Raw genomic sequence first — 25,773 nt, forward strand, 5'->3', positions numbered from 1 at the left:
TCATGGTGTTGCTGATGCCGCTGATCGGCTTCGAGGTCCCTGCACTGCTCCTCTGCCTGGTCTGGATGAAGTTCCTCGGCGGTGAATCCTGGCGTGGCGCCATCATCTACTCGCTGCTGATTGTTGCCGCGTTCTACGCCATCTTCATCCTTGCCCTGGGAACGTCGATTCCCCACCTGTTCTAGCGGGTTGTGCACTCCCACGGTGTCGGCTTTGCCGCCAACGTGGGACCCTCGCGCCCCACCCTCGCCCACTGATCCAAAGGTTCTCGCATGGATTTCCTGCAACCGGTCATGGACGGCTTCGGCGTCGTCCTAGAGCCCTCCAACCTGCTGTACTGCCTGCTGGGTGTTGTTATCGGCATGCTGATCGGCGTACTGCCTGGCCTCGGTCCGGCAGCCACCATCGCCATCCTGCTGCCGCTGACCTACGGGATCGAGCCCGTCACGGCCATCATCATGTTGGCGGGCATCTTCTACGGCGCACAATACGGCGGCACTATCACCTCGGTGCTGTTGCGACTTCCGGGCGAAGCCAGCTCCGTCGTCACCGTCTTCGACGGCTACCAGCTCGCTAGGAAGGGCAAAGCCGGAACGGCGCTGGGCATCGCCGCCATCGGCTCCTTCATCGGCGGCACGGTGGCCATCATCGGTTTGACCTTCCTCGCCCCGCTGGTGGCAGGCTTCGCATTGGACTTCGGCCCGCCCGAGTACGCAGCCTTGGCCATGGTCGGCATCCTGCTGGTCGCCACGATCAGCAACGGCGCCAAAATCAAGGCATTGATCGCCGCCGCCTTCGGACTTCTGCTGGCCACCGTGGGCCGCGACATTTTCACCGGTGCCGAACGCTTCACGTTTGGCAACCTGAGTCTGGCCGACGGCATCGACTTTGTCCCGGTGGCCATGGGCTTGTTCGGCGTCGGCGAGATTCTCTACAACCTGGAAGAACGCCACCGCGCGGCCCAAGCGCCGGCAACAGTGGCAAACGTTTGGCCGTCCAAGAAGGACCTCAAGCAGTCGGCCGGGGCTATCGGGCGCGGCTCTGTGCTCGGCTTCTTCCTGGGCATCCTGCCTGGCGGCGGCGCCACGATCTCCTCGCTCGCCGCCTACGCCGTGGAGAAGAAGCGCGCCAAGAACCCGGAACGCTTCGGCAAGGGCGCCGTGGAGGGTGTTGCCGGTCCGGAGACCGCCAACAACGCCGCGGCGACAAGCTCCTTTATTCCGCTGCTGACCTTGGGCATTCCCGCCAATGCCACCATGGCGATCATCTTCGGCGCGCTGCTCATTCAGGGCGTAACCCCGGGCCCGCAGCTCATTGTCGAGAACCCGGATCTGTTCTGGGGTGTGGTCAACTCGATGTACATCGGCAACATCCTGCTGCTGATCATGTCCATCCCGCTGGTCGGCTTGTTCGTCCGCATCCTGCGGGTGCGCGCCGCCATCCTCGCTCCGATCACCGCACTGATCACCTTGCTTGGCGCCTACACCATCCGCAACTCGATGTTCGACGTGCTGCTGGTGGTCCTCTTCGGCGCCGTCGGGTACCTGATGAAAAAATTCGGATTCGAGCCTGGACCGCTGGTGTTGGCCTTCGTGCTCGGTGCGCTGCTCGAGTCCAGCCTGCGGCGTTCGCTGTTGGTGCTCGACGGAGACGTCGCCGGATTCATGGGCCGGCCGATCTCCGGCACGCTGGTAGTTCTGTTCGTGCTGGTCGCTGTCTGGCCGATGGTCAAGTCCGCCATAGAGCGCCGGAAAAACTCCCGTACCCAAGCTCGCACCGAAACCAAGGAGAACGCATGAGCATCCTCGTCGGCTATGTACCCACCCCCGTGGGAGAGGCAGCCGTGTCCGCCGCCATCGCGGAAGCCAAGCTCCGCGGTGAAGACCTGCTGATTGTCAACTCCACCCGTGAAGGGGTGCTGGTGGATAAAACCGTGGCATCGGAGAACGACCTCCTCCGCCTGAAGTCGGCAGCCAATGAGGCGGGCGTGGCCGCAGAAGTGCTTCGCCCCACCCACCGCGACGACCTGGCCGACGAGATCCTTGAGCTCGCCAGCGAACGCGAGGTCTCGCTCATTGTCATCGGTCTGCGCCAGCGCACGCAGGTGGGCAAATTCATCATGGGTTCGCACGCTCAGCGCATCCTGTTGCAGGCAGACCGGCCGGTGTTGGCCGTCAAGGCAGCCGAGTAGCCATAGCCGGTTCACCCCCGCAACAGCGAAGCGGCAGCAGACTTTGGTCTGCTGCCGGTTCCGTATCCGGACCCAGTGACCTTACGGCGGGTGCAGTTCCCGGGGTAATCAGTGCCCGGATTCGCTCTCCAACCGCAGCCGCGAATTGACCAGGTGGGTGCGCATGGCGGCAGCCGCGGCCAGTGCATCGCCGGCTTCCACTGCGGCCAGCACCGCCGCATGTTCGGACGCCACGGCCGAGAGGCGGGACGTTTCGGCTTCGGATCCGCTGGCCTCCAGCCGGTAGCGGGGCATGGCAATCATGGCCGGGCCGAGGGCCGCGATCGCATCCAGAAAGTAGGGGTTGCCGCTGGCCTCGGCGACGGTGCGGTGAAACTCGAAGTCGTGGGATAAGGCCGCGGCCGGGTTGGAACCGGAGCGAGAGAAGTCAGCGTTTGCGGCGCGCAGGGCCGCCAACTGCTGGTCGGTTCGCCGGACGGCGGCCAAGGCAGCGGCTTCGCTTTCCACGCCGGTGCGGAACTCCACCAGCGCCCTCCGGTCCTCCAGAGTCCGCACGGGCCGGAGGCCGCGGGGGCCTTCCGCTTCCGCCGGTGGCGTCAGCGCGAAACTCCCGCTGCCGCGCCGGGTATGCACAAGTCCCTCCGCCTGCAGCCGGGTGATGGCCTCGCGCACCACTGTGCGGCTCACGCCGTGCTCTGCGATCAGCGTGTTCTCGCTGGGCAGCTTGTCGCCGGGAGCGATATCGCCGTCGACAATGCGCCGACGCAGGTCGTCAACCAAGGTGACCGTCAGGTTCGGTTTCAACAATCGCTCCCGTTTTCTCTAGGGCAGGGTGAGAGGGGAACGACGACGGTGCGCGGCACCGTCGTCGTCATGGGATAAGGCTAGGCGCGGCCGAACTCCACGCTGTCCGTGGTCCAGGCGCGCGCCTGTTCGCTGAAGGTGAAGCCGAGGCCCGGACGGTCCGGGACGATCATCCGGCCGTCGCGGGTCTCGAGGCGCTCGTTGAACAGCGGGTCCAGCCAGTCGAAGTGCTCCACCCAGGGCTCGCGCGGGTAGGCGGCGGCCAGGTGGAGGTGGATCTCCATCGCGAAGTGCGGCGCGAGGTCCAGCCCGGCCTGGTCCGCCAGCGTGGCCAGGCGCAGGAACTGCGTGATGCCGCCGACCCGGGGAGCGTCGGGCTGGATGATGTCGCACGCGCGGGCGGCGATCAGGCGTTCGTGTTCGGCCACCGAAGCCAGCATCTCGCCGGTGGCAATCGGGGTGTCCAGGGCAGCGGCCAGCGCGGCATGGCCTTCGGCGTCGTAGGCATCCAACGGTTCCTCGATCCAGACCAGGTCGAACTGCTCCAGGCGGCGGCCCATCCGGAGGGCGGTGGCCCGGTCCCACTGCTGGTTCGCGTCCACCATCAGCGGCACGCCGTCGCCGATGTGGTCGCGGACCGCGGCGACACGGCGCAGGTCCTCGGCCGAGTCCGGCAGGCCGACCTTGATCTTGATGCCGCCAATGCCGTCGGCAAGGGAACGGCTCGCGCGGTCCTTGACCTCGTCGATGGAGGCGTTGAGGAAGCCACCGGAGGTGTTGTAGGTCCGGACCGAGTCCCGGTGCGCGCCGAGGAACTTGGCCAGCGGGAGCCCTGCCCGCTTGGCCTTGAGGTCGTAGAGCGCTATGTCGAGCGCGGCCAGGGCCTGGGTGGCGACGCCGGACCGGCCCACCGACGCGCCTGCCCAAAGCAGCTTGTTGTAGAGCTTGGCGATGTCGTTGGGGTCCTCGCCGAGCATCGCCTCGGCGACTTCCGTCGCGTGGGCGTATTGCGCCGGGCCGCCGGCCCGTTTCGAATAGCTGAAGCCCAGGCCCTCGTGTCCCTGCACGGTGGTGATTTCGGCAAAGAGGAAGACGACTTCCGTCATGGGCTTCTGGCGCCCGGTAAAGACCTTGGCGTCAGAGATGGGCGTGGCCAGCGGCAGCGTGGCAGTGGAGAGCTTGACGTGCCGGATGGCATCGGCGGTGTAGGGCATGGCGGTCCTTACGCGGGGATGGCTACTGTGACTGATTGTACAAGTCGCGCACTTGTTATACAAGTATTGCTCCAGGGCGACGCTTGCCAGAGCCAAACCCGGTTTTACCCCGCGTCGACCTGCGGATTTCCCGGCGCCGGGCCGGGCACGGGGTTAGCCGATCGGGGTTACCAACGAGCCGTCGCGCAGGTAGCTGCGCAGGTTCTCCAGTGTCAATGCGGCCATGTCGGCGCGGGTCTCACGGGTGCCGCTGCCGATGTGCGGTGACAGGACCACGTTCTCCAGCTCCATCAGTTCGGCCGGCACATGCGGTTCGTCGGCAAAGACGTCCAGCCCTGCGCCCGCCAGGCGTCCTCCGGCCAAGGCGGAGACCAGGGCATGTTCGTCCACAATGGTGCCGCTGGCGATGTTGATCAGGTAGCCTCCCGCGCCGAGCTTGGCCAGCACCCCGGCGTCGACCAGGTTCACCGTCTCCGGTCCTCCGGCAGCCGCGATGACGAGCACCTCGACGGCCTCGGCCAGTTCGGCGGGGGAGGAGTGGAACGCGTAGCCCGAGTCTTCGACGGCGCGGCGGCTGTGGTAGTGGATCTCGCAGTTAAACGCTTCCAGCCGCTTGGCGATGGCCTGGCCGATCCGGCCCAGGCCGAGGATGCCGACCTTTCTGCCGGAGGCCCGCGTGGTCAGTGAGTAGGACGTGGTTGAGGCCCATCCGCCGAGGCGGACGAACCGGTCGGCGGCGCTGGTTCGGCGCAGTACATCCAGATAGAGGGCCAGCGCGGTGTCGGCCACGCAATCGGTGAGCATCCGGGGTGTTGCTGACGTGGATGCCGCGTTCGTTTGCCTGCTCGACGTCGGTGGCGTCGTAGCCGGCGCCGAAGTTTACGATGGCTTCGAGGTTCGGCAGCCGGCGCATCAGGTCGGAGCCGACACCATGGCGGCCGGAGCACACCGCCACGCGGATGCCGGGGGCGTGCCGCAGCAGGAAATCGCCGCGTTCCGGGCCGTCCGGGAGCAACAGTGCGCCGAACTCATCCGCCAAGGCGGCGGTGACAACGGGGTTCACCGGTCCAACCTGAAGGACCTGCCGGCCGTCGGAGGGTGTGGGAGCAGCGGCGCGCACGGCCGTACGGGTGGTCATGCCAGAAGAGTAAGGACCTTCGCGGAGGCGCGTCCAACACGGATACTGCATGGACCGATACCCGGCGGGACACGTTCCATCCGTCCCGCGGAACCGCTGGCCGTTTTCGCGGGCGGGCCTTTAGGGAACAAGGGGCCCCGTCGCCTGCTTCGCCGGCCGGGTGTCCGGCTGGGCCGTATGAGCGGCGGCCCGGCGCGATGCCGTCCGGAACCACGCCAGGGGGCCAAGGATGGGCACCGCGAGCACCAGCAGGGACCAGCCGGCTTTCGCCGACCGCTGCCGTTTGCTCCGCCCGATGCTGACCAGCGCTCCGACCGCCAGGAAGAGGGCAAATGGACCGGCACAGACGGCAGCCGATATCCACGTGACCGAGTCGAACAGCATAGGATCCCCCTTCCTTGGCCGTGACCGGCCGCCGGCCATAACAAGGCCGCAACAAACACGAGTCTAGAATCGCACCGGCGCCGCGGCTATCCGCCGGGAGGATGAGTTCGGGCGGTTCCACTCCTCCCCCGGTAGCAGGGGCCGCCTCAGCCCTCCGTGCGGAACCTGGCCAGCATCTTGTGCAACGTGTTGAGGTTCCTGGTGGTCGTCACCGGCTTGTACATCGTTTTGGCCATTTGCTTGGACAGTTTGGACTCCAAAGTGTTGCCTTTGGGCACCTCCCAGTACAGGACGTCGCCCCCCGGAGACGCCCGTTCTTCGGGCGAAAGTTCCGGGCAGTCCTCGAGCAGTTGTTCCACAACATCCTCACCCGTGGTGAGCACCGCGTAAGCGTGCCGGGGAACGCCGTCGTCGGCCGGGGTGAACGGGTAGCCCTCGACGATGGCGGCCAGCTCGCTGGGAGTCTTGACGATGACCCAGGCGTCGTAGCCGAAAGCCGTCCGCAAGCTCGCTTCGACTCTTTGCTTGACCACGCCGGGGTCTTGGGTCTCCGCGCGCAGCACGACGTTGCCCGAGGCGAGGACGGTCTCCACCTGCCCGAAACCGGCTTCGGTGAGGACCCGCTGCAAGTCCTTCATGGCAATCCGGACGCCTCCAACGTTGATGCCGCGCAAAAACACGCCATAAGTCCGTAAGGAACCGGATTCGCCGTATTTATTTTTCATGGTGCTCCGGGGTCGGATGGACAGGAAATCATTGTATGCACCGGCCGTGATCGCTTCACGGTCTACCCATTCAGGGACTAGGCGAGGCAAGGTACGCGACTTCGCATATGTATCACCAGGGAGCTGCAAAATCGAGGAAATAGGCCGTCGAAGGACTAAACCATTCACCAAATTTCGTGTTGCTCATGCCTGTTAAACGGGGGATCCATTCCCTTGTCTAAGCACGTCACCCCTCCTAGGCTGAATGTAACGGAACGGCTTTCTGAAGGACGCCGGATCCAAGTGTGGGGAACTGCGGTTGGCGGCGGCTGAGGGCGTCATTTAGCAGCGGCTTCATGGGGACACGGGCGGATGGATACCGCCCGCCTAGGGGGAATCAGAGCATGACTCTGGAGACAGTATAAAGAAGCGGTGGGGGACGTTCCTTGCTGGACGTACCTGAGGGGATTCATGGCTTATGTACTGAGTGTCGATGTCGGCACAAGTTTCACGGCAGCAGCGACAGCGCGATACGGGAGCGGAGACCGAAAGCCTCAGCAGCCGCAGGCTGTCCACTTGGGTTCACGTGCGGCGGCCGTGCCGTCGGTGATCTATGTAGGCGAAGACGGCGCAGTTCTGGTCGGAGAGGCAGCCGAACGGCGGGGCACGACGTCCCCTGACCGGGTGGTTCGAGAATTCAAGCGGCGGATCGGCGACTCGGTGCCGATGATGGTCGGAGACCTGTTTGTCGCACCTGAGGACATTTTCGCCGCCGTGGTCCGGTGGGTCGTAGACCGCGCCCAGGAACGTGAAGGCGAAGCTCCGGAAGCCGTAGTGGTGTCGCATCCGGCCAGCTGGGGTGACTACAAGACCGGACTGATCCGTGACGCCTTGGCCGGCGTAGGGCTCGCCGACGTCATGTTGTTGAGCGAGCCGGAAGCAGCCGCGCTCCATTACGCCTCCCAAAACCGCGTGGGCACGGGGAGCCTGGTCGCCGTCTATGACTTCGGCGGCGGTACCTTCGACGCGGCAGTCCTGCACAAGGGTGACGCAGCCTCATTCACGCTGCTGGGCAAACCGGAAGGTTTGGAGCGGGTGGGTGGAGCTGATGTCGACGACGTCGTCTTCGCGCACGTCGTCGCCAGCCTGGACGGCGGGCTGAGCGCGGTGGATCCCACTTCGACGCAAGCACGCGTGGCGCTGGACCGTATCCGGCGGGAATGCGTGGAAGCCAAAGAAGCGCTTTCGGCCGATTCCGAGGCAACGATCCCTGTGTTGCTGCCGGAGCTGCAGACAGGCGTCCGCCTGGTGCGGTCCGAGTTTGAGGGCATGATCGAGGAGCTGGTGCGGGACACGCTCCAATCCCTGCGCCGGGCCCTCGACACAGCGCAAGTGGCTGCCGAGGACCTCACCGCCGTCCTCTTGACCGGCGGCTCGTCCCGCATCCCCTTGGTTGCCCAATTGCTGTCCGCCGAACTGAACCGTCCTCTCGCGGTGGATGCGGACCCGAAGGCCGCCATCAGCCTGGGGGCCGCGTACTTCGCGGCCCGAAACAGGCTCGCGGTGCCATCCGAACACGCTGCGGATCCGGAGCCCCGGCCGGTGCCGGAAGCCGTCGCGGCCGAAGGCCGCGCCTTTCCGCAACCACACTTCCACGCCCACGCCGCGTCCGCGGTGGAAGGCGCCGGCACCGCACGGAAACCCGTGCTGGCTATGCGCGCCGCTGCCGTAACAGTGGCGGTCGCGGCCCTCACGGCGTTGACGGCAACCGCCGCCCAGAGCCCTCACGAATTCGGCCTGTTCGGTTCCCAACCGGGCGTCGCCCAAGGCAGCGCCGCGGAGCGGAACGGCCACGTACCCGGGGGAGCTCCGGAGGAAAGCGAAGGGGCCGGGCCGGCCAATTCCGTGATGGCGGCTGAACCGGCGCAGCCTGGCATGAGTCCCGTGGTCTTTTGGGAGAACTCAGCTGCAACGTCCTCCGGCGCAGCGGCTCCGAGCCCGGAAGGCTCGCCGGGCTATGGCGGCACTGCGGGCTTCGCGCAGGACCAGGTGACCTACGCGCAGGACCGGGCGACGACGACGCCGAACGGCCAACCGTCGACTCGCCCGGGAGGCGTGTCTACGCCGGCCGGCGATTCCGGGCAGGGCCCCGGATCGAAGCCGGACAACGGCACCAACACTCCTGCCCCGGGACCGACGGGAACCCCCGTGCCGCCCGCGGCTCCACAGCCAGGCACCACTCCCCAACCTCCCGCCCCCGAGCCGGAACCGAGTGTTCCGGCTGTGCCGACAACGACACCGGAACCGGATCCGGTGCTGCCGCCTCCGGCCCCCGACCCTGCGCCGGAACCTGCCCCGGAGCCCGCGCCGGAGCCCTCATCAACACCGTCAGAGACGGTGGTTGTCGATCCTCCGCCGACCGCGCCAGCCTGGGTGGACCCGCCGCAGCCGCCGGCACCGTCGGGTGACCCCACCGATGCGCCTGCTCCGGGGCCGGCATGACAGGTGCGACACCGGCGCAGCCGGCGGCGCGCCGTCTAGTGAACCGGGATGCCGCGCAACTGCTGACGGAAGCCGCGACGGAACCCGCGTCGCGTTTACTGGCTACCGTGTCCGGTCCGGGAGGATCGGGCAAGAGCCTGCTGCTGGAAAACTTGGCGGCGGCCTGTGAGGAAGCAGGCGTCCCCGTCAGCTCGGGCAGGCACGCACTGGGGAAAGACCCTGTGGACGAAGGAACCACGGTACTGATCGACGACGCCCACCAGTTGGACGACGCCGAACTGGAGCGCGTCCATCGGTTGGCCGACGGGCAGAACGTGAACCTCGTGGTCGCCTACCGGTCTTGGCCGAAGTTGCCGGCGTTGCAGCGGCTGACGGCGGTGTTGGAGGCGCACCGGCGGCCGGTGTTGTTGGGGCCCTGGACCCGTAACGATATTGCCCGGCACGCAGCAGCTGTCCGCTCTGACCGGCTTCCTGCTCCCGTCCTTGATCAGGTCTTCCGGCTGACCGGGGGCCTGCCTTGGCTGGTCCAGCATGTGTTGGAAGCGATCGACGATGCCCGCCCAATACCGTCAGATCCGGTGAAGTTCGGCGGGTTGGTCAACCATGTGGGCCACGAGCTCGAACGGCTGGAACCCAATCTCCGGGAGCTGCTGCTGGCCCTGGCCGTCGGTTTCGATCCAGCCGGGCCGCTGCCTTCCGGACTGCGGGAGCTGCCCGGCGGAATCGGGCCGCTGATGTCGCAGGCCACGGCCGCAGGGTTGGTGCTGCCCGAGGGAAACCTTGCTCCGCTCATGCGCAACGTCCTGCTTCATGTCACCCCGCAGCACCACGTCCGGGCCTTTCAGCGGGCCCTGGCCGACTGTTTAGCCAACAACACCGCACCGGCGCCCGTGGACGTGGCCCGCGGACTGGTTCGGGGCGGACTCCAGGATGCACGCGTGGCCCGCGTCCTTGAAGACGCCGGCGACGGCGCCCTGGCTTCCGAGCCCGGGGTGGCCGCGACACTGTACGGTGAAGCGGCGGCAGCCGGCGCCGATGAAACGGCAACGGCGGCGCGCCGGGCCCAGGCGGCACTGGCCTCCGGAGACCTCGAAGCAGCCGGCCGCATCCTTGACCGTCTCCTGGCTCAGCCGGAGGCACCGGACAGGCTCCGCGGAGCGGACGTGGCGGCGTCGCTGTGGGCGCAGCGGGGCATGCTGGCGCGCAGCGCCCAGGTCTACCGGTGGCTCGGATCACCCGCCACGGAGGCGTCCAGGGCTCTGGCCGCCGTCGTCATGATCGGTACGGGTGACCCCGACCAGGCTCGAAGCCTGCTTGCCGGCAACCACGCCGACAACTCGCCAACCCTGACGAACGTGGCCGTCTCGTTGATGGGACAAGGCATCGTCGCGTCGATCGGCGAGCACACCGAGCAGGCGCTGCCGGCCCTGGTGCGGGCTTCCGACATGCTCACGGCCTCCGGCGCCGCCATTCCGCTGCCGGACAGCCCTGCAGCCCTCGCGGCCTTGGTGGCCCTGCACAGCGGTGAGCTCCCCGTAGCGGCAGCCGTCCTCGACGACGCTCTGCGCGGCCGCCAGGGAGGCCCGGCCGCCCGCTTGAGGCTGCTGCTCCTGCGGGCCTGGGTCGCCATGCTGCAGGACCACCCGGACAGCGCCGGGGCTGCCATCGCAGAGGCGACCGCCAGCGGAATCCGTCCCACCCCGCGCGACGAATTGTTGCTGGACGCCCTGCAGGTCGGGCTGGCGCGGCGAACCGATGACACCGCTGCCTTGGTGCGCGCCTGGGACCGGGCGCGGGGCCGGCTGCTGCACGTCGCCGTCGATCTCTACAGCCTTTTGCCGCTCGGCGAACTGGCAGTAGCCGCTGCCCGCCTGCGTGATTCCGCGAGGCTGCAGCCGCATTTGACGGAGGCTTGGGCGCTGCTGGGCAGATTGGGCGAACCGGCGCTGTGGTCTACCTCGCTGCATTGGTATGCGGTCCAGGCGGCCCTTTTGGCGGACAGCCCCAGCGAGCTCGCCCCGCATGCCTCGGCGCTGGTCCGGGCCTCGGGGACGTACCGACTGGCGGGCGTGCTCGCGGCGGCCGGCCGGGCGTGGGTAACGGTGCTGGCCGGCAGGATCGATCCGAAGCTGGTGGAGGAGTCCGCCCGGGCGCTCGCAACCGTCGGCCTCACCTGGGACGGGGCGCGCCTCGCCGGGCACGCGGCAGCGCACGCGGACGAGCGCAAGGACATGAGCCGCCTCTTGGCTTGCGCCAGAGACCTGCATCCCGGCACGCGCGGGACCATGGACGCGCCTGCCGACGTCACCGTCACCGAGCCCGGCGGGCAGGCAGCGGTCCCCGCCGGAGCAGCACTGGGACAGGAAAGCGCCGTCTTGAGTGAGCGGGAGCGCGAAGTCGCCCGGTTGGTACTGGAGGGCAAGACGTACCGGGAGATCGGGGCCGCGATTTTCATTTCGCCGCGTACCGCCGAGCACCACATAGCGCGTATTCGACGGCGGCTAGGAGCTTCGAACCGCGCCGAACTCCTGACCCAGTTGCGGCTTGCGCTCGGCGAAGACAGTTCCCCGCAGTAATTTCGCGGATTTCCGGGCCTTGGGCCCCTCCCTACCTAGTCCCCGTCCACCGCGATCCCCCTGGAGGGGGCGGGCGGCGGGGGAGGAAGCCCCGATGCGGGCGACAGCAGCCCGGCCGTAGCTTTGAACCAAGCCAAGCAACTCAGCTCGGCGGGCCACCATCCATAATTTTGGCCAGATCCAGTAGGAATAAGAATGGGGATTCACATAATGCCTACGCTCGCAAGCTCTCTTCTCGAATTCATCATGAATCTGCTCCGTGATCCGCGCGCAGCCGCCGAATTCCAGGCAGACCCGGAGGCCGCCCTCGCCGAGGCCGGCCTGGGCGACGTGTGCTCCGATGATGTGGACGCCATCATGCCGGTCATCCTCGACTACGCTCCCGTGGATGCCAGCTCGTCCTTCGACCGCGAGTACAACACCGGCGGAAACCACTCCGGCGGCGACACCGGCGACTGGTCCAGCGACAACTCCGGCAACAATGGCGGTGGCTGGGGCGGCGGCGGCCACGGTGGCGGGGGCCACGGCGGAGGCGGCCACGGGGGTGGCGGCCATGACGACGATGACCACGGTCACGGCGGCGGCAGGGGCAACGACCATGATGACCACGCCCACGCTGTGCAGCAACTGACGCACATCGTAAACAACTACTCGTACACCTCTACGATCGACGATCGGGACACCATCACGGACCAGTCCGTCAACCAAAACATCTGGGCCGACGGCGACGTGAATCAGTGGTTCGACAACGACGCCGTGATCGCCTCGGGCGACGACTCTGTTGCGGCTGGCGGGGACGCCACCGTGGATAACTCGACGGATAACTCCAACGACTACTCGAAGGATTACTCGACCGACAACTCCACCACCGTGACAACCGGTGACATTGAGGGCGATGTGACCGTCGGGGATACCGACATCTCCGTCGAGGACTCCTTCAACGTCGAGGATTCCTACAATGAGGATTCCTACAACGAGGACTCTTACAACGAGGACTCCTACAACACGGATGTCGACCTGGACGTCGAGGTGGAAGACTCCTTCAACGACAACTCCGACCATTCGAAGGATTACTCGACCGACAACTCCACCAACGTGGAGATCGAGGACTCGTACAACGGCAATACCACCGAGATCGAGGTCGAGGACTCGTTCAACGAGGACAATTCCACCACCGATATCAACGTGGAGGATTCCTTCAACGAGGTCGAGGTCGAGGATTCGTTCAACGAGGTCGAGGTCGAGGATTCGTTCAACGACAGCTCCACGAACACGGACGTGCAGGTGGACGACATCAACGCCGAGTTCACCGACAACTCCGTCAACGACTCCGTCATCGTCGCGGACAACGAAGTGGACATCGAAGACAGCGTTGTTGCCGAAGAGGTCGACTTCTAACCGACCCGATAACTGAATCACGACAGATCAGCTGTCCAGCAGGAGGCCGGGGGACCTCCTGCTGGACAGTGTCACGGTCCGGCCGCGGGGCCGGAAGTCAAAAGGGGATACGGTGGTCGAGCTCGTCAAGCTGGTGGATCAGGGCCAGGAATTGGCCAAGAAGGGTGAGCGCGCAGACTTGCAGCGGCGCCTGGAACAGACCCGCAAGCGATTGCAGGATCCGACCACCCGGGTGATCGTCGTCGGCGAATTCAAGCAGGGCAAAAGCCAGCTCATTAACGCCCTGGTAAATGCGCCGGTTTGTCCCATCGACGACGACGTCGCCACCTCGGTGCCGACGGTGGTCAAGCACGGGGAGCCTGCCTCAGCCGTGATCCTGGTTCCGAAGGAACGCGCCGACTCCGGCGACGGGGACGTTGAACTGGAGCGTCGCCCGGTCGCCTTGGACGAGCTCGCCGAGCACGTCTCGGAACGGGGGAATCCGGGCAACGAGCGCCGGCTGGCAGCCGCGGAAGTCTCCCTGCCCCGGAAGGTCCTGCACGGCGGACTCGCCTTGGTGGACTCGCCGGGGGTCGGGGGATTGGACTCGGCCCATACCCTCACCACGCTGACGGCATTGCCGACGGCGGACGCCGTGCTGTTGGTCTCGGACGCATCCCAGGAGTTCACCGAACCGGAGATCCGGTTCCTGCGGCAGGCGCAACGGATTTGCCCCAATGTGGCCGGCGTCCTGTCCAAGACGGATTTGTACCCGCAATGGCGCCGCGTGGCCGAACTGGACAGGGGCCATTTGAAGCGGATCGGGGCAGACGTGCCGCTGATTCCGGTCTCCTCGGAACTTCGCCTCCGGGCGGCCGAAATGCGTGACAGCGAACTGAACGCCGAATCGGGATTTCCGGAGCTGGTGGCCTACCTCCGGCAAAAGATCCTGGACCAGACCGAGCGGCTCCAGCGGCGGTCCGTGGCGCAGGACCTGATTTCCGCCATGGACCATCTGCGGCTGTCGCTGAAGTCCGAACTGAGCGCGCTGGAGAATCCGGACGGCACCCCGGAGATGCTGGCCGAGCTGGAAACGGCCAAGGAACGCGCCGACGAGCTCCGCCGTCGTTCTTCCCGCTGGCAGGTCACGCTCAATGACGGCATGAGCGATCTCATCGCCGATATGGAATACGACTTGCGAGACCGGCTGCGCAGCATTTTGCGGGACGCCGAGCAGTCCATTGATGCCGGGGATCCCGGTCCGCAGTGGGAACAGTTTGTGCACTGGCTGGAACAGCGTGTGGCCGCGGCCGTGTCCGACACCTTCGTGTGGACGAACGAAAGGTCGTTGTGGCTGGCGGAAAAGGTCGCCGAGCACTTCAACCAGGACGACGTGACCCTCCCGTTGCTGCAGGTCGATTCCACTGAGAACGTGCTCGACCCGGTCGAGGAAATCCCGGATCTGGATGCAGGACGCCTTGGAACGGTCCAGAAAATACTGATCGGCATGCGGGGTTCGTACGGCGGTGTGTTGATGTTCGGCCTCCTCACCGGGATCGCGGGCATGGCGCTGATCAACCCGATCTCGGTCGGCGCCGGCCTGCTGCTGGGAGGCAAGGCCTACCGCGAAGACAAGGAAGCCCGGTTGAAGCGCCGCCAATCGGAGGCCAAGGCCCTGGTCCGGAAACAAGTCGATGAGGTCGTGTTCCAGGTGGGCAAGCAGCTCAAGGACCGGCTCAGGATCGTCCAGCGGGCCACCCGCGACCACTTCACCGAACTGGCCGAAGAGCACCATCGCTCGCTGGCGGATTCGGTACTGGCGGCACAGAAGGCGGCAAGCCGGTTCCACCAGGAACGCGACCTGCGGATCAAGGAGCTCAAGGCGTCCCTTGCACTCGTGGAGTCGCTGCGCAAGCAGGCGTTGGCGCTGGACGCTGCACCGCAAGTGGCTGGACAGGCATGAATACCGCGGCAGCCGGAGCGGACGTCGAAGCGGCCCGCGCGCTGGTCCAGGAAGCGATTGCAGCCTACCGCGACGAACCGGCCGTGCGTCAGGTGTTGGAGGAGTATGCCCGCCGCCTCGACGAGCCGCTGCGGATCGCCATTGCGGGCATGGTCAAAGCGGGCAAGTCAACGCTGCTCAACGCCATTATCGGCGAAGAGATTGCCCCGACCGACACGGGAGAGTGCACCCGGGTGGTCACCTGGTACCGCTTCGGCGACACTCCGCGGATTACCATGCACCCGCGTTCTGGAGCGCCCCGGGACCTGCCGACCAAGCGCACCGACGGCCGGTTGGTGTTCGAGCTCGGCGGGGTCCAGGCAGAGGACGTCGACAGGCTCGTGGTGGACTGGCCGTCCCGAACCCTGCGGGACGTGACGTTGATCGACACGCCGGGCATTGCCTCGCTCTCCCGGGACGTGTCGGCCCGCTCCACCGATTTCCTGACGCCGGCCGACGCGCCCTCGGAAGCCGACGCGATCATCTACCTGCTGCGGCACCTGCACGCGTCCGACCTGGGTTTCTTGGAGTCCTTCCGTGATACCGCGGCCGGCCAGAGCGGTACCGTCAACGCAATGGCGGTATTGTCCCGTGCGGACGAGGTTGGGTCCGGCCGGATCGACGCCATGCTCTCCGCCCGGGACATCGCTGCGCGGTACCGCCGTGACGGCGCGTTGCGTTCACTGGCCCTCGGGGTAGTGCCGATCGCCGGCCTGCTGGCCCAGTCGGCGCGCAGCCTGCGGCAGGCGGAATACGCCGTCCTCGCCGAGCTCGCTTCCTTGGACAGGCGGGAACGGGAGCTGCTCCTGCTGTCCGCCGACCGCTTCGTCCGTCCGGGAGGCCCGCTGTCCGCCACGCCGGAAGCGCGGGCCAAGTTGCTGGACAGGTTCGGGCTCTTCGGGCTCCGGCTGGCAGCCGCGCTGCTCCGTGGAGGCATCTCGGAGCCGACCGCGCTGGCCCACGAACTGGCCCGCCGCAGCGGGCTGGACGAATTGCTGGCCGTGATGACCGGGCAGTTCCAAGCCCGGGCCGGACAGTTGAAAGCCCGGACGGCCCTGGTCGGCGTCGAAAAGCTGCTGAACGACCACCCCCGCCCGGGCGCCGCGGGAGTCGCGGCCGGCTTGGAACGGCTGCTCGCCAGCGCCCACGCCTTCCGTGAACTGCGTCTGCTGGCGGCCGCCCGCACCACCGGGCTGCCGTTGGAGCCGGAGTTGGCCGCCGAAGCTGAACGGATGATCGGCGGCGAAGGCGTCTCGGCGCCCGAACGCCTGGGGCTTCCGCGTGACGCCCCGGGCGAGGTCCTGCGGGAGCACGCCGTGGCGTGCCTGAGACGTTGGCACGCCGTGGCCGGCGACCCGCTGCGCGGCCGTGCCGTCGCCGAGGTCTGCCAGACCGTCATTCGCAGCTGCGAGGAACTATTGGCCGGAATGCAGCCTGCTTCAGGCAGGCGGCCTGCCTCGCCGCCCCTGGTGCTCGGCACGGAACCATTGGTTGGCCCCGCTCAGGACGCTGGCGATTACCGCCGCGCCGGCTAGCACCAGCTGCAGAACCAGCATGATCCTGATGCCCAATTCCTGATCGCCGGGAGCGGCCAGGAATTCGTCGGCCAGCAGGGTCACCGCCCCGTGGACGAACAGCATGGCGAGCAGCACGAAGCGCACTTTGCCATGCCGGCGCATAAGGGCCCGCAGCAGCACGGCCTCGATCAGCATTACGAGCGCCAGCACGCCCAGGGTTCCCCAGAAAACCACGACCGCGAGCGCTTCCACGGTCTCCTTGTCGGCGCCCTGCTCCAAACCGTCGATGAGCCCGCGCAGGTGCTTGAGGATCTCCTCCTGCGCGAAATACGCGAAGATCCCCGCAATCACTCCCGAAACAAAACTGAGGATCCACAAGGCGCGGACCCTCTTGACAGCAGGCGGCGGCACCAAAGTCCCGATGATCGGAGGCGGCGTGAGGTCGGACATCTGCGGACGCGGTGGCGCGGGACGTTCCGGTTCGCCGGACATTCCCCCGGTTCCCTGAGCTCCAGGCGCCCCCATCCCTGGTTCCTGAGACATGGAGATAATCTAGCCGCCACCCAAAGCGACCGCAATGCTCGTGCCCGGGCGTGACCGCCCTCCGGCCGCCGTGCCCACGACGACGGCGGCGTGCGGCATCTCAGCGGTCAGGGCGGGCTTCCGCCGCCGCTATCCGCCCACATGGATCCCGGGCCGGTGGGCAGGGTCAGGCTCATTCTGCCTGATGATTTCGCGCACTACGGGAGCCGTGTCTCCCTCTCCCAGGAGCAGATAGCGGAAGAGGTGGCCGAGCGGATTGCCTTCAGACCATTCGAAATAGGCATGGGGGCGAACACCCGTTGCGTCCCGCACGGCCAGGAGGATGGCGGCAATAGCATTCGGGGCCGCGGGGCTTTCCGCACGAAGCACCCGGTACCCGCCGACGTCGATGCCGCGGACGCGAAGCACCTTGGCGAAGGCCGAAGGGTCCACGATGTCGATTTCGAGGAACAGGACGTCCGCCGTCCCCGGGACCGGATTCATGTGCCGCTGCGCGTCTTCCTTGGCACTGTAATCGTCGTGGTTGCCGGGCCGGCGCTTGGCGATGATGTTCAGCGAGCCGTCGTTGTCCAAGGAATCGCTGATGAACCGCCGGGCAGTCTGGTCGAATTCGATACGTTCGGCGCGGAGTTCTATGGTGCGGGCGACGCGGGAGACGAGCGAGACGCCGACCATGCCGACGATGAACAGCCCGCAGATGCCGATGCCCTCGGGTTTTTCCAGGACGTTGGCCAGCAGTGCGTAGAGCAGCACCAAACTGAGGGCGCCGTACCCGGCAGCGGTGCGGCGTTTGTGGCGGCGTGCAGTCGTGACGGCGACAGCGACGGCCGCTGACACCATCATGGCCAGGATGCCTGTGGCGTAGGCTCCGGCCTGCGCGTTGACATCCGCCCCGAAACCCACGGTGAGCAGGATGCTGACCCCGGTGTAGACCAGGACGACGGGCCGGATCGCACTGGTCCATTCGGGGGCCATTCCGAAGCGCGGCAGGTAACGCGGGACGATGTTGATCAGCCCGGCCATCGCCGAGGCTCCCGCGAACCACAGGATCAGAACCGTTGCCGCGTCATAGATCGTGCCGAACCCCTCGCCGAGCAGTGCGTGCGCAAGATAGGAGAGGGCCCGGCCATCCGCGGGGCCGCCGGCGGCGTAGGCCTCGGGCGGGATGAGGACGGCCGTCACGAAGCTGCTGCCCATCAGGAAACCGCTCATAACAGCCGCAGCACACGTCAGCATCTTGCGGGTATTGCGGACCCGTGAGGCGAGGCGTTGTGCGGGAGTGTGCCCCTCGGACGCCACGAGCGGCATCATGCTCACGCCGGTCTCGAATCCAGACAGGCCCAGGATCAGCAGAGGAAATGCCAGCAGCAGGGCCAAGGCCAGGTTGCCGGGGCCGGGGCTGGCAACGGCCATGGCCTGCGCCCAGTCGCTGATGCGGCCGGGGTCCTGCGAGATGAGCGACAGGCCGGCCATGATGACGGCCGCATTCAGGATCACAAACGCGGTCACCAGGGGCACGGCAATGGCTACAGCCTCGCCGAATCCGATCAGGAAGATGCCCCCGAGGACCAACAGCAGCACGACGGTGACTGGAACCGGGTGGCCCTGCAAGAAGCCGGGAGAGTAGGGATTCTCGAGCAAATGCACCGTTGCGTCGGCGGCCGAGAGTGTGATGGTGATGATCCACGATGTGGCAACGAAACCGAGCAGGACGAGGATAACAACCTTCCCCTTCCAAAACGGCAGGAGCCGGTCGAGCATGGCCACCGAGCCTTCGCCGTGCGGGCTCTCCGCCGCCACGCGCCGGTAGAGCGGGAGCATTCCCAGCAAGGTGAGCCCCACAATGAGCAGCGTTGCCAGCGGCGACAGCGGTCCCGCAGCGATCAGGGCAATTCCGGGCAGGTAAGAGAGCGTGGAGAAGTAGTCAACGCCGGTCAGGCACACGACCTTCCACCAGGGATGGGGCGTCCCGCGCGCTGCGCTTTCGCGGCCCACCGGCGGAACTTTGTCCATCAACAGCCAGCGGCTAAGCGCGCGGCGAAGCGGCGGCGGGGGAGCCGGCCTCGGGACAATAGCCGGGACCGTATGTTCGAGCGACCAGCGCACCGATTTTCTCCTGTCGCCCCGGCCGGGCGGGCCCCGTTGCCCGGGGCCCTGTCGCAGGGCGCTCCCACAGTATAGATCCGTCATTGACCGGGAACGAGAAAATTTTGTGGATTCCGCATCCGGTTCCCCGCAATGGCGGGCCTGCTGATTCTCACCGTGATTGGTCCTGGTTTCAGCGTGGCCGGGGGATGGCCGCAGGGGCCGGGTTACAGCGCATCGAGGCTCAGGGCCGTGACGAACCCGAGCGCTGCCGTGAGGCCGGTGAGGATGTGATGCTCTTCGAAGGCCTCGGGGATCATGGTGTCGGCGACCATGGCCAGGATGGCGCCCGCCGCCAGCGCGTTGATGAACGCCACGAGCTCTTCCGGTGCGTCTTGCAGCGCAAGGTAACCGACCAGTGCGCTGGCTCCGGAGAGCACGGCGATGGTGCCCCACACGCCAAAAACATAGCCCGCGCCCCGCCCGGCCTTCTTCATGCCGGCGCTGCTGGAGAGCCCTTCGGGGATGTTGGAAATGAACACAGCTCCCAACATTGCGGGGCTGACTGTCCCCCCGGCGACGAGGCCGAGGCCCAGCACGAGGGATTCAGGGATACCGTCCAGCAGGGCGCCGGCGGCGATCGCCAGGCCGCTGCCCGGGGTATCTCCTTCGGCGGGCTGCTGATTGCCGGACCGTTTGCGGTGCCTGGCCCCTTTTCTGGCCAGCAGGGCGTTCGTCGCCACGAAGAGACAAGCGCCGACGAGGAAACCTCCGATGGTCGCGCCGATCCCGCCGGTCGTTACCGCTTCGTCGACCAGTTCGAAGGCGAGCGCCGAAATAAGGACGCCGGCGCCGAAGGCCATGACCGTCGAGACAACCTTGACGGGAATGGCCCATTTCCAAGCGACGGCACAGCCGAGCACCAGCGCGGCACCGCCCATCGCCCCTACGGAAAACGCGGTCATCCACAACGGCATGGCTGTTCCTCCCGTCCAGGCTCAGGCTAGCCGCGGGAAGGCGCAGCCGCCATGGCGGGAGAGGGATTGTTTAGCCGGATGGGAGGGATGGACGGCCGGGCGCCCGCGGTCCGGCGAGCCGGGTCCCAGTGCTACTTGGCGGGCCGGCCCAATCCGGTGCGCGCCATGGCGTCGGCATAGGCTTCGTGCATCGCGTCCAGCCATTCCTGCTGGCGGGCAGGCGAACCCGCGAAGGCCCGGCCGCTGAGCGCCCGAACCTTGTAGGTCTTGAAGCCGCGCCGCCAGAGCAGCGGGTTCTCGGTCTTCAGCAGCAAGCCGGCGAGCCGCTGGGCTTCGGTTCCGTGTGCCACGAGCACCGAGGCACGCGGCACCAGCGTCAGCATCTTCAGCAGCGGCTTGAGGCCGGCGTTGATCTGGTCGGGGGTGAGCTTGCCGTTGGCCTCGCCCGGGGTGAACCACGGATGCACGTTCCACGGCATCACGTATTGGGGCCGCAGGCCGAGCTGCCACTGCAGCCCGAGCATCCGCGTCGTTGCCTCCTGGTCTCCCGGCCAGATGAAACCCGTGTCCGAGGCGTGCCCGATGTTCGAGTAGAGCGAGACGATCCGGCATTCATCGGCGTCGTGGATCGGATCCACGTAAGGGACCTCGGTACCCGGCTTCAGGTCCCGCAGTTCGTCGCAGAGACGGTTAATGTCGGCGACGCCAGAGTCGTACCTGCGGTCCATGAGGTCCTTGTGCTGATCGGATACTGCCGGGCTGGTCATCGGGGTGCGGGTCTCCTGGAGGGAAGGGAAGGTGAACGGTAGGAAATCGGTGCGCCGGGGAACGACGGCGGTGCCGCCGTGGGAACGGGCAGCCGCCTACGGCGACGGGAGGCGGCTATTGAGCATAGCAACCGAAGCTGGGCGCCTCCTGCAGACCGGCGGCGGAATCCCGGGCATCGGGCGCGGGTCCTGTGACGAAGATGACCCGGCGGTTAAGCAACGGTGAAATCAACGCTGTGCCAGCCGGTGGCGCCATCCGGAGCAGGCGGTGCCGCCGCCTCGGTCTGCAGCGTTCCGTCGGCCTCCCAGGCGCGCACCCGGAGCCGGTGCGGCCCGGCCGGAACGTCGTCCTGCACCGAGTACCACTGGCGCCAGGTGTCCACGGAAGCCTCCGCCGCCAGTTGGGCGTCCACCCAGTCGCCGTCGTCCAACTGCACCTGGACCTTTGACAGGCCCCGGTGCTGGGCCCAGGCCGTTCCCCCAAAGGCCAGCGTCCCGGCGGGCAGGCGGGCTCCGGGCCGCGGCACCTCGATTCTCGAGGCCGTCTTGATCGGACCGCGGTCCGACCAGCCGCGGGTGGTCCAGTAGGCGGCCTTGTCCGCAAACCGCGTGAGCTCCAGGTCAACCACCCACTTGGTCGCGGACACGTATCCGTACAACCCCGGCACCACCATCCGCACGGGGAAACCGTGCTGCAGTGGCAGGGGCTCCCCGTTCATCCCGACCGCCAGCAGCGCGTCCCTCCCGTCGGTGAGCACTTCCAAGGGGGTCGAAGCAGTGAAGCCGTCGACGCTGGTGGACAGGACCATGTCCGCTTCCGGCAGGGGGCGCGCACGCGCCAGCAAGTCGCGCAGCGGATACCCCAGCCAGCGGGCGTTGCCGGCCAGGTTCCCGCCCACCTGATTCGAAACGCAGGTCAGCGTGGTGTAGCTCTCCACAAGGTCGGCCTTTAGCAACTCCTGGAAGTTAATGCTGAACTCTTCCTCAACCAGTCCGTGAACGCGCAGCTGCCATTGCCCCGGATCTACCGACGGGACGATGAGCGCAGTGTCGATGCGATAGAACTCCTCGTTGGGGGTTACGAAGGGAATCACCCCGTCCACCGGTGCCTGCACATCCTCCGGCAATGGCCCGGCAGGCCGCGCGGGGACCGGCAGCCCCAATGCCTGGCGCACCTGCCGTGCGCTGTTCCGCGCCGCCGAAACTGCGCCGGCCGCGATCCCCATGACGACGGCGACACCCGCCATCGCCGCGGCGTTCGCCAGGAAGCGGCGGCGGTCCGGAACCTCCGGCATGATGGCCGCGTCGCCCACGGACAAGGGCGCGGGCCGGGGCAGGAGCCTGATCAGCCGACGCAGGCAGAGCAGGCCAGCCGCGGTTCCCAGCGCCGTCGGAATGGCATCGGCCGGCACAGCCCCGGCGCGGGTGAGCACGCAGGCCGCCATGCCCGCCGCGAGCATCACCACCACCAGCGCGCCGGCGGTCCAGCGCCGGGCTGCGAGCAGGCCGGCCGCGGCGGCGATCAGCACCGCAACGATCACCATCGCAATGAACAGCACGAGTTTGTCCGCCGTCCCGAAAGTCGAAATGGCGAATTCGGTCAGCCAGGTCGGGGAGAGTTCCACGACGGCGGCGCCCACCGAGCCGAAGGGGGAGGCGGCCGGGCCGAAAAAAGCTGCCGCCAGTTCAGCCGTGCCAAAGAGCGCGGCCGCGGACGCGACGCCCGCCAGCATGGCCGGCGACCACCCGGTCAGCGTGGCCTTCGTGGCTGGCGGTGCTGCCATGCCGTGTCCTTCGCTCGATGACGGGCCGGATGTCTCCGAACGGGTGGCATCGTGCCCTGCTCCGATCATCTACCCGAAGCAGGGCGCAGGACAACCACCGTGGGTGTTGGCAGGGCGGCCTCCCGCGCCGGGCGAAGCAATGTTGCCTGCCGTTCACCGGCCATTAGTTGACTCTTCAACTATCAGCTGCTACGGTAGATGCATAAGCATGAAGTTCACCCGGGCTTCACATCCTAACTTCAACCAGGAGGCACTAAATGGCCGTACAGCTCACCCCCGGAACCTGGAATCTCGACCAGTCCCACACCGAGGTCGGCTTCTCCGTCCGCCACGCCGGCATCAGCAAGGTGCGCGGCCAATTCACCGACGCCGACGCCACCCTCGTGGTCGGCGACAGCCTGGCCACTTCCTCCGTCGAAGCCGTCGTGAAGACCGCCTCGTTCGACTCCAACGATGACAACCGCGACGCCCACGTCAAGGGCGAAGACTTCTTCAACGTGGAGCAGTACCCGGAGATGACCTTCAAGGCCACCAGCGTCGAAGGCACTCCCGAAGAGTTCCGGCTGGCCGGCGAGCTGACCATCAAGGACACCACCAAGCCGGTGGTCTTCGATGTCGAATTCGGCGGCATGGCGGTTGACCCGTTCGGCGCCACCCGCGCCGGCTTCTCTGCCACCACGCAGATCTCCCGCAAGGAATTCGGCATCACCTGGAACGCCGCCCTGGAAGCCGGCGGCGTGCTGGTGGGCGACAAGGTCACCATCACGGTTGACTCGGCCTTCGTGCTGCCGGCCAACTAACCCAAGCGACACCCAAAGGCAGGGCCCGGATCCGCTCCGGGCCCTGCCTGCTGCGTTAACGCCCTGCGCGTAACTGCGCTGATCCGGAGCTTGCCCGGCTGCGCAGCTCAAAGCACCCGGCACCGCGCCCGCCAAGCCGGGGCTCCCCGGCTCTCCCGGGCCCCGGGCGGATACGCTGGCATCGTGAAGATCGCCATCCTCGATGACTACCAGGACGTCGCACTGGGCAGCGCCCCGTGGGAGCAGTTGCCGGCGGGCATCGCCGTCGAGCGTTTCACGGACCATTGTGACGACGTCGGCGTTCTCGCCGCGCGCTTGGAAGGGTCGCAGGTGGTGGTCACCATGCGCGAGCGGACACCCATCACCGCCGAGCTGATGGACCTGCTGCCCGGCCTGGAGCTGGTGACCACTACCGGCATGCACAACGCATCGATCGACCTGGACGCCGCGCGCGCCCGCGGGGTGACCGTGTGCGGGACACAGAAAACGACGCAGGCTCCGTCCGAGCTGGCCTGGGCGCTGGTGATGGCTGTGGCCCGGGAAATCCCGCAGAACGACCGGGACGTGCGGGCCGGGATCTGGCAGGCCCGGATGGGGGTCGACCTGGCCGGGTCCACCCTCGGGCTGCTGGGCCTGGGCAGGCTGGGGCAGCTGATGGCCCGCTACGCGCAGGCGTTCGGAATGGACGTTCTGGCGTGGAGCCCGCACCTGACCCGGGAACGCGCCGCCGGCCACGGGGCGGAGTGGGTGTCCAAGCAGGATCTGTTCCGGCGCTCGGACATCGTCAGCGTCCACCTGAGGCTGGCGGAGTCCACCCGCGGGATTGTCGGCGCCGCCGAGCTGGACCTCCTGGGTTCCGGGGGCCGGCTGGTCAACACCTCGCGCGGACCGCTGGTGGACGAGGACGCCTTGGTGGCTGCGCTGGCGGGACGGCGGATCGCCGGCGCCGCGCTCGACGTCTACGACGTGGAGCCGCTGCCGCAGGACAGCCCGCTGCTCGACGTGCCTAACCTGATCCTCAGCCCGCACGTCGGCTTCGTCACCGAGGAGGCCCACAGGCTGGGGTACACGCAGATGCTCGAGGACATCCTGGCCTACCTCGACGGGGCGCCAATGAACGTCCTCACCTGACCGGCGGCGGCGGCACGCGGGAGGCCGTCGCGAGCTTCGGGGAAAGTCTCCTACGAATCGCGCCTAGCTCGCCGCCATGCCGGCCGGGACAAGTTCCATGGCGTGCTCCTCCACGTAGTCCAGGGCCAGCCGCACGGCTCCGGTGGCCACAATCGCATCGCCGAACCCGGAGACCGCCACCCGCGGCGGCGTCGCGGTGAGCTTGGGGAGTTCCCGGTTGATGGTGGGCAGCAGGGCCGACGCCGAGGCGGCCACCGCACCGCCGATCACCACGAGTTCCGGGTTGAGGAAGGTGCCCAGTATCGCGACCACGCGGGCCATCCGTTGGCCGATGCGCTCCAGGATTTCCTGCGCCAGCGCGTCTCCCCGGGCCGCGGCCTCGAAGACGAAACGCGCCGACACGCGCGTGGTGCCCGGCCCCACCAGTTCGCGGATCAAGGTGGGCCTGCCGGAGGCCAGGGCCTCGTTGCCCCAGTAGCGGGCCAGCCGCGCGATGCCGTCCTGGCTGCCCACCCCGTCCACCAGTTCCAGGGTGCCCACTTCGCCGGCGCCGCCGTTGCAGCCGTGCAGCAGCCGGCCCGATTCGATCAGGCCGGTGCCCAGCCGCTCGCCGGCCAGCATGACGGCCAAGTCATCGACGCCCTTGCCGGCGCCGCTCCAGCGCTCCGCCAGGGCCGCCAGGTTCGCGTCGTTCTCCAGCAGCACCGGCCAGCCGTAGCGGGCAAAGACCTCGGTCTGCAGGCCAATGTCGAAGTGCTCGGAGAGTTCATGTCCGGGTGCCACGTTGCCGTGGCGATCGACGACGGTGGACACCCCGATGGCCGTCGCCAGCACCGATTCCGGCGGCAGTCCGGCCTCGGCCAGGGCGGCGGCTACTGCCCGCTTAATCGTGGAGCGGCGCGAGTCCGCCGGAGCCGGCGGCTTCTCGAACCGCTCTGAGATGCGGGCCAGCACCAGGCCGTTCAGGTCCGCCACCAGCACGGTGGCGGTGGCCATGCCGACGTCCAGTCCCAGCACGCAGCCCGCCCCGGGGTTGAACTGGAACCGCCGGGCCGGCCTGCCCTTCGCCGTGCCGAGCACGCGTTCGCCGGCCACCTCGCGGGCCCAGCCCCGGGACACCAGGTCGTCGCAGACCGCGATGACCGTGGCACGCGTCAGCCCGGTCGCCTCGATCAGGTCGCTCCCGGTCACTGCGCCGTTCTCGCGCATCACCGACAGGACGGCTTTCAGGTTGGTAAGCCGCAGGACCTGCGGAGTGGTGGCGGTGGTGCTCACAT

The 25,773-nt window shown here is 67.3% G+C and carries 20 protein-coding genes and 2 pseudogenes; 10 read left to right on the plus strand and 12 right to left on the minus strand.

What is annotated here, in order from left to right; translation table 11 throughout:
* The 3 genes and pseudogenes from AC5RW2_RS11370 to AC5RW2_RS11380 form a co-directional block, all read left to right on the plus strand.
* Positions 1-185: pseudogene (locus AC5RW2_RS11370) on the plus strand (tripartite tricarboxylate transporter TctB family protein); the annotation flags it as partial.
* Positions 186-272: 87 nt separating this feature from the next.
* Complete coding sequence (locus AC5RW2_RS11375) at positions 273-1,799, plus strand: tripartite tricarboxylate transporter permease (protein WP_494000866.1); 1,527 nt, start codon at positions 273-275, stop codon at positions 1,797-1,799.
* Positions 1,796-2,191 (plus strand): universal stress protein, encoded by a 396-nt coding sequence (locus tag AC5RW2_RS11380; RefSeq protein ID WP_494000865.1) that lies wholly within the window; start codon positions 1,796-1,798, stop codon positions 2,189-2,191. Before AC5RW2_RS11375 ends, AC5RW2_RS11380 begins: the two co-directional genes overlap by 4 nt.
* Before the next feature lie 108 nt (positions 2,192-2,299).
* On the opposite strand, the gene AC5RW2_RS11385 is transcribed toward AC5RW2_RS11380, so the two are convergent.
* The 6 genes and pseudogenes from AC5RW2_RS11385 to AC5RW2_RS11410 all read right to left on the minus strand — a co-directional run bounded on the left by AC5RW2_RS11385 (position 2,300) and on the right by AC5RW2_RS11410 (position 6,456).
* Positions 2,300-2,995, minus strand: coding sequence for a FadR/GntR family transcriptional regulator (locus AC5RW2_RS11385; protein WP_494000864.1), 696 nt, complete (start codon positions 2,993-2,995; stop codon positions 2,300-2,302).
* Positions 2,996-3,075: 80 nt separating this feature from the next.
* Positions 3,076-4,209, minus strand: a complete 1,134-nt coding sequence (locus tag AC5RW2_RS11390) for an L-talarate/galactarate dehydratase (protein WP_494013725.1) — start codon at positions 4,207-4,209, stop codon at positions 3,076-3,078.
* 153 nt (positions 4,210-4,362) lie between these two features.
* Positions 4,363-5,013, minus strand: coding sequence for an NAD(P)-dependent oxidoreductase (locus tag AC5RW2_RS11395; protein WP_494073910.1), 651 nt, complete (start codon positions 5,011-5,013; stop codon positions 4,363-4,365).
* Between the two features lie 52 nt (positions 5,014-5,065).
* A pseudogene (locus tag AC5RW2_RS11400) lies at positions 5,066-5,398 on the minus strand (hypothetical protein); the annotation flags it as partial.
* Between the two features lie 69 nt (positions 5,399-5,467).
* Complete coding sequence (locus AC5RW2_RS11405) at positions 5,468-5,731, minus strand: PLD nuclease N-terminal domain-containing protein (protein WP_494024217.1); 264 nt, start codon at positions 5,729-5,731, stop codon at positions 5,468-5,470.
* Between the two features lie 146 nt (positions 5,732-5,877).
* A complete protein-coding gene (locus AC5RW2_RS11410) occupies positions 5,878-6,456 on the minus strand; it encodes a DUF1697 domain-containing protein (RefSeq protein WP_494024218.1) in 579 nt (192 codons plus the stop codon).
* Between the two features lie 555 nt (positions 6,457-7,011).
* Here AC5RW2_RS11410 and AC5RW2_RS11415 point away from each other — a divergent pair.
* The 5 genes from AC5RW2_RS11415 (at position 7,012) to AC5RW2_RS11435 (ending at position 16,427) form a co-directional block, all read left to right on the plus strand.
* Positions 7,012-8,937, plus strand: a complete 1,926-nt coding sequence (locus AC5RW2_RS11415) for an Hsp70 family protein (protein ID WP_494073911.1) — start codon at positions 7,012-7,014, stop codon at positions 8,935-8,937.
* Positions 8,938-9,044: 107 nt separating this feature from the next.
* Positions 9,045-11,513 carry a LuxR C-terminal-related transcriptional regulator gene (locus AC5RW2_RS11420; RefSeq protein WP_494073912.1) on the plus strand — a complete coding sequence of 823 codons (2,469 nt, stop codon included), beginning with the start codon at positions 9,045-9,047 and terminating at the stop codon, positions 11,511-11,513.
* Between the two features lie 210 nt (positions 11,514-11,723).
* The gene (locus tag AC5RW2_RS11425; RefSeq protein WP_494013730.1) at positions 11,724-12,911 is read left to right on the plus strand and encodes an IniB N-terminal domain-containing protein; all 1,188 of its coding nucleotides are present in this window, start codon (positions 11,724-11,726) and stop codon (positions 12,909-12,911) included.
* Positions 12,912-13,023: 112 nt separating this feature from the next.
* On the plus strand, positions 13,024-14,853 hold the full coding sequence (locus tag AC5RW2_RS11430; RefSeq protein WP_494073913.1) for a dynamin family protein: 1,830 nt from the start codon (positions 13,024-13,026) through the stop codon (positions 14,851-14,853).
* Positions 14,850-16,427, plus strand: a complete 1,578-nt coding sequence (locus AC5RW2_RS11435) for a dynamin family protein (protein WP_494073914.1) — start codon at positions 14,850-14,852, stop codon at positions 16,425-16,427. The genes AC5RW2_RS11430 and AC5RW2_RS11435 overlap by 4 nt, the downstream gene beginning before the upstream one ends.
* Here AC5RW2_RS11435 and AC5RW2_RS11440 read toward each other — a convergent pair.
* From AC5RW2_RS11440 to AC5RW2_RS11460, 5 genes are all read right to left on the minus strand, one after another.
* Positions 16,332-16,901 carry a hypothetical protein gene (locus AC5RW2_RS11440; RefSeq protein WP_494073915.1) on the minus strand — a complete coding sequence of 190 codons (570 nt, stop codon included), beginning with the start codon at positions 16,899-16,901 and terminating at the stop codon, positions 16,332-16,334. The genes AC5RW2_RS11435 and AC5RW2_RS11440 overlap by 96 nt on opposite strands.
* 180 nt (positions 16,902-17,081) lie before the next feature.
* Positions 17,082-18,947, minus strand: coding sequence for an APC family permease (locus AC5RW2_RS11445; RefSeq protein ID WP_494073916.1), 1,866 nt, complete (start codon positions 18,945-18,947; stop codon positions 17,082-17,084).
* Between the two features lie 317 nt (positions 18,948-19,264).
* Complete coding sequence (locus tag AC5RW2_RS11450) at positions 19,265-20,014, minus strand: ZIP family metal transporter (protein ID WP_494073917.1); 750 nt, start codon at positions 20,012-20,014, stop codon at positions 19,265-19,267.
* Between the two features lie 131 nt (positions 20,015-20,145).
* A complete protein-coding gene (locus tag AC5RW2_RS11455; RefSeq protein WP_494001311.1) occupies positions 20,146-20,781 on the minus strand; it encodes a uracil-DNA glycosylase family protein in 636 nt (211 codons plus the stop codon).
* A 212-nt stretch (positions 20,782-20,993) separates the two neighbouring features.
* On the minus strand, positions 20,994-22,565 hold the full coding sequence (locus AC5RW2_RS11460) for a molybdopterin-dependent oxidoreductase (protein WP_494024226.1): 1,572 nt from the start codon (positions 22,563-22,565) through the stop codon (positions 20,994-20,996).
* Between the two features lie 257 nt (positions 22,566-22,822).
* Here AC5RW2_RS11460 and AC5RW2_RS11465 point away from each other — a divergent pair, with 257 nt between their 5' ends.
* Together AC5RW2_RS11465 and AC5RW2_RS11470 are read left to right on the plus strand one after the other, a co-directional pair.
* Positions 22,823-23,365 carry a YceI family protein gene (locus tag AC5RW2_RS11465; RefSeq protein ID WP_494000850.1) on the plus strand — a complete coding sequence of 181 codons (543 nt, stop codon included), beginning with the start codon at positions 22,823-22,825 and terminating at the stop codon, positions 23,363-23,365.
* Positions 23,366-23,548: 183 nt separating this feature from the next.
* Positions 23,549-24,496: a D-2-hydroxyacid dehydrogenase family protein gene (locus tag AC5RW2_RS11470; RefSeq protein ID WP_494073918.1), complete on the plus strand. Its 948-nt coding sequence runs from the start codon at positions 23,549-23,551 to the stop codon at positions 24,494-24,496.
* Positions 24,497-24,559: 63 nt separating this feature from the next.
* Here AC5RW2_RS11470 and AC5RW2_RS11475 read toward each other — a convergent pair whose 3' ends face one another.
* On the minus strand, positions 24,560-25,771 hold the full coding sequence (locus AC5RW2_RS11475) for an ROK family protein (protein WP_494073919.1): 1,212 nt from the start codon (positions 25,769-25,771) through the stop codon (positions 24,560-24,562).
* Between the last annotated feature and the right edge of the window lie 2 nt (positions 25,772-25,773).

It is taken from the genome of Arthrobacter sp. B0316-1-20, from assembly GCF_059091865.1.